We start from the raw sequence: 2,040 nt of genomic DNA, 5'->3' as shown, positions 1-2,040 counted from the left end.
GCCCCGGCCAGCGGGGTCGCCCGGCCACCGACCCGCAACCGGCCCCAGGTCGGCGAGAACGGCAGCGGCGGTACGTCCGCGATGTGCACGAGCACCGAGCCGGTGATGCCGGCGAGCGGCTCGTCCCGGCGGCACAACAGCAGGATGCGGCCGTCGGCGGCGGCACCGTGCCGCACGTCGGTCACGGTCGGTCCGCGGTACGCCACCACGGTGGCGAGCGTCGTGCTGCCGGCCAGGGTGCGGGCGATCTCGGCGCTACTGGGTTGCATGGGCGGGCTCCGTTCGGGCGGACGGCCGGGGTGAGGTCACGGGTGGGGGTGGACGCAGGTGGGGCAGCCGGGCTCGCCGCCGAGCAGGCGGGCCAGCCCCGCGCCGACGTCGTCCGGTCCGGTGAGCGGCTCGGCGAAGGCGAGCCGGACGTCCCGGTGCCCCTCGGGCACCTCCAGGCGCAGCACGATCCCGTGCCGGTCGAGCCGCAGCGGGTGGACCCGGCCGGCACCGGCCCGCCGGTCGGCCGGCACCAGCCGGGTCAGGCCACCGAGCGTCTCCGGGTGTGCGGCGTACAGGTGACGCAGCAGGTCGGCCTCGTACGGGGCGAGCGGGTCGGGGTCGGCGGCGGCCAGGTCGTCCGGGTCGACGGTGGCGTCGCCGTCGGCGTCGACGAGGTCGGCGGTGGCGAGCGCGAGGAAGGCGGTCACGTCGCCACCGTCGAGGTCGTCCAGGGTGAGCCAGCCGGTGAGCGTGGCCCGCGCCCGGACCCGGTGGCGGGCCGGGACCGGTGCCAGGTCGGTGATCTCGACCAGCGCCGGCACCTCCCCCGTGTCGAGCAGGTGTCGGGCCAGTTCGGCGTGGGCGGGCAGCGCCACCCGGAGCAGTCCGTCGGCGTCGAGGGAGTGCCGTCCGATCAGGTCCGCGCGGTGGCGGGTGGTCCGCAGGCGCAGCGAGTCCGCGGCGGCGAGCAGCGTACGCAGTCGCTCGGCCGGTGTGGCGGTGGTCGCCGCCAGGGGTGCCTTGCTCAATGCCCCACCTCCCATTAGGTTAGCCTTACCTTACTAGAGAGGTGATGATGAACCAGTCCCGCCCGAAGATCAAGCGCTCCCGCCGCCTCGGCATCCCGCTCACCCCCAAGTGCGTGCGGTACTTCGAACGCCGGCCCTACCCACCCGGCGTGCACGGTCGGGCGCGGACCAAGGAGAGCGACTACAAGGTCCGGCTGCTGGAGAAGCAGCGCCTCAAGGCGCAGTACGACCTGCGGGAGAAGCAGCTCCGGTTGGCCTTCGAACGCGCCGTGGGCCGTCCGGGCAAGACCGGCGAGGAACTGGTGATCGACCTCGAGACGCGCCTGGACGCCCTGGTCCTGCGCGCCGGTCTCGCCCGCACCATCTACCAGGCCCGCCAGGCCGTCACCCACGGGCACGTCAACGTCAACGGACGGCGGGTGGACCGTCCCTCGGCCCGGTTGCGCCCCGACGACGTGATCGCGGTCCGCGAGGGCAGCCGCACCAAGACGCCGTTCGTGGTGGCCGCCGCCGGTGCGCACGCCCCGGAACGGACCGCCCCCTATCTCGACGTCGACCTGGCCGGGCTGACCGCACGGCTGATCCGGTTGCCGCAGCGCGCCGAGGTGCCGGTGCGCTGCGACGAGCAACTGGTCGTCGAGTACTACTCCCGCTGACCGCGCGGTCCGGCCGGAGCCGCCCACGGGCACCGGCCGGACCACCGGCACCAGGGGTGGCCTGCGGAGGGTTGGTACCGGTGCGCTAGACAGGTAGCCCTACCGACCCCCCTCGGATGGCGGGAGCACATGTCACCATCCCTGCTCACCTGGCTCACCGGCGGCGTACTGCTGCTGGGTGCCGGACTCCTCACCACCCTCCTGCCCCGCCTGCGGTCACGACGGCAGGACCGCCTCGTGGCCTGGTCGACCGCCCGGGCCGCGATCGACAGCGCCACGGTCAGCCGCGACGCGGCGGGCACCCGATTGCCGGAGGCCGACGGCCTGCTGGCCCGCGCCGAACTGCTCGCCGCCGACCGTGGCGG

At 74.7% G+C, this 2,040-nt stretch carries 3 protein-coding genes and 1 pseudogene; 2 read left to right on the top strand and 2 right to left on the bottom strand.

All coding sequences use genetic code 11. The annotated features are described in order from the left end of the window. Both EYA84_RS31145 and EYA84_RS31140 read right to left on the bottom strand, forming a co-directional pair. Positions 1–269 (bottom strand): annotated as a pseudogene (locus tag EYA84_RS31145) (DUF2470 domain-containing protein); the annotation flags it as partial. Between the two features lie 36 nt (positions 270–305). Further along, the gene (locus EYA84_RS31140) at positions 306–1,034 is read right to left on the bottom strand and encodes a DUF2470 domain-containing protein (RefSeq protein ID WP_131057765.1); all 729 of its coding nucleotides are present in this window, start codon (positions 1,032–1,034) and stop codon (positions 306–308) included. Positions 1,035–1,066: 32 nt separating this feature from the next. Here EYA84_RS31140 and rpsD point away from each other — a divergent pair, with 32 nt between their 5' ends. Then, complete coding sequence (gene rpsD, locus EYA84_RS31135) at positions 1,067–1,675, top strand: 30S ribosomal protein S4 (RefSeq protein WP_131057764.1); 609 nt, start codon at positions 1,067–1,069, stop codon at positions 1,673–1,675. Positions 1,676–1,804: 129 nt separating this feature from the next. Continuing rightward, positions 1,805–2,040 (top strand): DUF6403 family protein (locus EYA84_RS31130; RefSeq protein ID WP_131057763.1); only part of this gene is annotated, 236 nt, incomplete at its 3' end.

This window comes from Verrucosispora sp. SN26_14.1 (assembly GCF_004307965.1).
GTDB lineage: Bacteria > Actinomycetota > Actinomycetes > Mycobacteriales > Micromonosporaceae > Micromonospora.
Note: the sequence above shows the minus strand (reverse complement) of the source record. Positions and strands in the feature narration are given on the sequence as shown.

Coding starts and splice junctions, on each gene's coding strand:
- EYA84_RS31140 (WP_131057765.1), bottom strand. CDS start 1,034: ATGGGAGGTGGGGCATTGAGCAAGGCACCCCTGGCGGCGACCACCGCC.
- rpsD (WP_131057764.1), top strand. CDS start 1,067: ATGAACCAGTCCCGCCCGAAGATCAAGCGCTCCCGCCGCCTCGGCATC.